General features: G+C 44.5%; 4 protein-coding genes and 1 pseudogene. All 5 read right to left on the bottom strand.

Features of this window, described 5'->3' with window-relative positions; translation table 11 throughout:
• A pseudogene (locus tag ACNQO6_RS18325) lies at positions 1 to 513 on the bottom strand (phage head morphogenesis protein); the annotation flags it as partial.
• Between the two features lie 9 nt (positions 514 to 522).
• Entirely contained in the window at positions 523 to 1,863 is a 1,341-nt protein-coding gene (locus tag ACNQO6_RS18330) for a DUF4055 domain-containing protein (RefSeq protein ID WP_440209899.1), read from the bottom strand.
• A gap of 39 nt (positions 1,864 to 1,902) precedes the next feature.
• Complete coding sequence (locus tag ACNQO6_RS18335; protein ID WP_440209900.1) at positions 1,903 to 3,195, bottom strand: terminase large subunit domain-containing protein; 1,293 nt, start codon at positions 3,193 to 3,195, stop codon at positions 1,903 to 1,905.
• Positions 3,155 to 3,673 carry a DUF2280 domain-containing protein gene (locus ACNQO6_RS18340; protein ID WP_440209901.1) on the bottom strand — a complete coding sequence of 173 codons (519 nt, stop codon included), beginning with the start codon at positions 3,671 to 3,673 and terminating at the stop codon, positions 3,155 to 3,157. The genes ACNQO6_RS18335 and ACNQO6_RS18340 overlap by 41 nt, the downstream gene beginning before the upstream one ends.
• 59 nt (positions 3,674 to 3,732) lie before the next feature.
• Complete coding sequence (locus ACNQO6_RS18345; protein ID WP_440209902.1) at positions 3,733 to 4,377, bottom strand: putative metallopeptidase; 645 nt, start codon at positions 4,375 to 4,377, stop codon at positions 3,733 to 3,735.
• Positions 4,378 to 4,446: the final 69 nt, after the last annotated feature.

Below are 4,446 nucleotides of genomic sequence, written 5' to 3' on the forward strand. Positions count from 1 at the left end.
AATTTCCTGATTTGTCTTACCACTGCTGATCCCATCCCGTATGGCATACTCAACCTTTTGCCGGGCATTTTCAGCAATTTTAGACAGCAGATCATCAACCAGTGCACCGCCTACAAGTGGCGTTTTCTTGGCTGAAGAATAAAGCTTATTTCCGTTTGGCTTTTTGATCTTGCCACCGTATAGTCTGGTAGTGTAATTCGCCTCATAAACAGCCAAAGCTGCAGCTGATACGGCAAATACTTCAGGAATGGAAGTGCTTAAACTGACGAACCATTGAGATATGAGATCTCGAATCTCTTTAAGATTGTTTGTGGTGTATTGGCCACCAGCTAAAGCCACCTTCTCAGCATCTTTCAACTCATCCAGCAGATCCCGAAGCTTTGAAAGCATCGCATATGATTCTGAATCAAATAACCTGGTTAATTCATTCACCGATTGGGACGATGCCCGATATAAATATGCTTGGTGCTGAGTGAGTATCTCAATCAGATTTTTATGATCATTTGAAGCCATTTAGCCCCCTTACAACGGCAGACTATCCCGCTCTTCTTCAATACGTAGCAGTTCATCCTGATAATCATGTGACGGCAATTTACCCGTAGCGATATATTCCCAGTATGTTCTGAAAGAGTTTTTACCCTGCAGTGCACCTTCATAAAGTTGCTTGGCCAGATTGATATCATATTGCTGAACAATGAACTCAGGCTTCACCGTAAATGCGTATCTGGAAGGATCCAGCTTTAACCACTGAGCCGCATATTTAATGGCTTGTTCAATGGCTTCGGCAGCACACATCACAATACTGTGTAAGCTGGCATGCTGATCATCCTGACGTGCACGGCGGGCTTCACCTGATTCCTGGCTATTGGTATCAATCACCTTTGCACCAGCTTCAAGCGCCGAGTTTTTCTGTGCATCCATTTCTTTCTTGGTCATGTCGATGCCATCACCCGATATCTCTAAATAACCGCAGCTTGAATCCTTAGGTAGATCCCAAACGGCCATGACTCCAGTCACGCTGATATCGGTTCCATCATCCAATCCGCTGATCCATGGTTGTGGGTGCGCCGTATGGTGCAATGACTGATAATAATCTGCACTTAACTGGTAATACTTCAATGCAGCTTTGGCCATTGTCAGCAATGGTACCGAACCTACATCAGGTGAGTTGTCTGTGGTACCGCAGAATACAAAAGGCGTAAAGGAAAGCTGATTACCACCCAGATCCGGCGTTTTATCTTCGGGTAAAGCGCCATCAAATAACCGAACTGTTAAAGCGCCGTCCTGCATAGATAAAACACGATGCACGGTTTTAGTATCATGGCCAAACTCATCTTCGCTATTATCAAACTGCTCCTCGAGCACCAAAAGCTTGAGATCCTTACGACCACCAATGCTGTTCTCTTTCCAGTTAATGATTGATAGCGCGTCATACATGGCAAAATAAGGTACGCCGTCTCCATCTACGTCCACCAGCAAACCACAGCGACCGCATTCAAGCAGCTCTACACATACACGGATAAATAGCTGCTTTAACCCAAAACCATCATTGGTCGCGTTATTGATCAACCCCTTAAGCAAAGAACTTTCAATCACGATATCTGGCTCAAGTTTTGACACCAGACCGATCATGGTCCGTAATGAATCCTGAACCCATAGCGGATACTGGGCTCGGTTCACATATGCCTTATAGATCTCGCCTGTAGTATCACCCTGCTTCTCAGCCTCGATCATGCCAGCTGATTTAGGCAAATAACGAATAGTCGCCTGCTTGATCTGCTCTTCGCCAGCAACAGCATCGCGCATCATCTGCCAGCTTTTTTGTGCAGCAATATACTGCGGATGTTTATCAGTAACTGCCATAAAAACACCATAAAAAAGCACCTGTGATAGGTGCGTTGATTAATAAGACATACCGCCAATACGACGCCGTTTAAATACTTTCTGGATAATGATCGGGAACCGCTTGGCCAACGGATATCCACCGGCATCACCTACATGATCCAGCCCAGCGCTTTTATCCGGCATTCCGAATGAGTCATAAATCTGCTGCTCCAAGGTTGCGGTAAAGTTTGGACATTTATTGGTATTCACTTTAAGGTTTCGCTCACCTTCAGCATTCAGGATCTGCGAATTCACCGCATTGATCCGGTCTTTAATGCCAGGATTAACGCCGTTTACTTCTACTTTAAATCCGTTCTTCTTCAGGATTGCATGGTCCGACTCACTGAAACCTTTCGATGAAGTCGCTTGACCCGAGGCATCTGGTATCACAGTGATGTCATGCTCTGGAAAACGCTCCTTGATCAGATAACACATGGTCGGTGTGTCTCTCACTCCAACCAACTCATCCAGCGCTCTTGGCTTGCCTTCTCTAATAACATAAACCACGGCGGCCATCTTCAATACGTTAAAGTCCATACCGATGAGTAAAGGTTCATTTGGTGTAATTTCCTCATCCGTATGGTTGAGCGTACGGTCAAAGTCCGGATATACAGCACCACTGGTTAAGTTAACGAATTGCCCTTTCAGATAAGCCGAAATCAGTTGCGGTGGATAAGACTCATATAACGATGAAATATAGTCATCTGGTAGATTGGCTTCATTGTCATAGGTGGAAGCCTGAATCATTCCATACAGTGCCCTTTTAGCTGGTGTTGAATTGGCTTCTTTTACAAATTGCTCATAAGTAAACTTAAAGCCTTCAGGTGTGGTAGCAACATCAATACCATTTAGCAAACCCGCTTGTTTATATCGCATACGTGCAATGATCTTACGCCACGACTGCTGGGCCTTCAGCATCGCCATTACATCGAGCTCATCAATCAGCGCATGTCCAATCTTGAAACCGACAATCGTTGCCGGCTTTTCCATAGAGCGACATATGATTGTGGTCCGATATTGGCGACCATAATAAATATCCACTTCCTTATTGGTTTCATAAACCTTGGTTTTAAGTCCCCAGTCGAAGGCAACTTCATCAATTGTGGGAAAGAAGATATCCCGGATCTGAGGATATGTCGGTGCAAAGTAACCTAAAGGAACCTTAGGAAACTCCCAGGCTTTATTACATAAGCTTGAGCAGCCCACCCAAGTCTTTCCCGATCCAAACCCGGCGACAAAAGCCCGGAACTTCTTCTCCATTTGTAAAAAATTAGCCTGAGGCACATTTAGTGTCGGATTGATATTCGGCATCTTTTTTACTCGCATCTACAACCTGGATGGTTACTTTTACTGGTGTTGGATCGTCAGCACCTTCGCCGTCACCATTCCTGATTTTTTCGATCTCAAGCTGTTTTAATTCAAGATCCAGCAACTGCGCTGAATGGCCATGCATTTCATCCTTCACCTGCTTAATGATGTTCTGCTTAACGACCTTATTCTTGGTTGTGTCATACATCTTTTGCAGTTCATTAATACGAAATGACTTATTGGCCAGTGGAATATCAAAAACATTGTTCCTGAAATCTTCTCGTGTCTTTTCGAACAGTATCTTGAATTTCTTACTTAGATTTTTTCCAGCGGCTTTAGTCGGGTCGTAAAGTTGTACCTGTTTACGATCAATTTCAATGTTAAATTCTTGCTTGACAGCATCTGCAACCTGTTGAGGGGTATCCATACATGCAAGAGCTTGAACAATATAAATTTTCACTTGTTCTTTTAATGCAGCCATACCCCTACCTTTGTCTAGCTACGTCTAGCAAAATAGACAAAAAAAATGAGCCAAATGGCTCAACTGATTATGCAAGTACCACAGCACTTGGAAATTTTTACATCATTTACAAACGGCGCTTGCTTCGCCACTTCAACAAGTCGCTTCACGTCTTCGCTTGCTCCCCATCGTTTGACCACACCCACAAACTCTTCAACGTCATGGCCAGCAAGATAATGCTTTGGTAGCCCAGTCATATCGCTATAGATTGGCTCGCCGTCTTCCGGATCTCGTTCAACACCAATGTGATAAAGCTCATGTTCGATCAATGCACAAAAGTCACGATCTGAAGCTTGCTCACAAAAGCTAGCATCAATCGTAATGAGATATACCGGCACATAACCGAACCAGTCCCGCATCTGCTGCTCTTGTCGGGCTTTACGCCATCCGCTCTGGTTAAACATCACCTTTTCACACTGACCAAGCACCATGCGCTTTTTAGTTACACATGCTGATGATGCCCAGGCAAATGCAAGGAACTCTTCACTGTCATGGATGAGCTCTGCAATATGGTCATGATCCGGATTGTGGAGTGGTCCACCAATCGTTAGGAAATTATCAATTACCCACTGCATCAGATCTGGCGCCGGTGCTAAGCGGATCGCTTCATCCTCTTCTGCTTTATCCATCAATTCCGTCGGTGGAAATGGTCTGATCTGGCTCATTGAATTTATGCCTCTTTAAACTTTTAAGCCACTGATCAGCATGGCTCGCCTCAATCTGCGTTGGTCCTG

This window comes from Acinetobacter calcoaceticus (assembly GCF_051947995.1).
In the GTDB taxonomy this organism is placed as follows: Bacteria; Pseudomonadota; Gammaproteobacteria; order Pseudomonadales; family Moraxellaceae; genus Acinetobacter.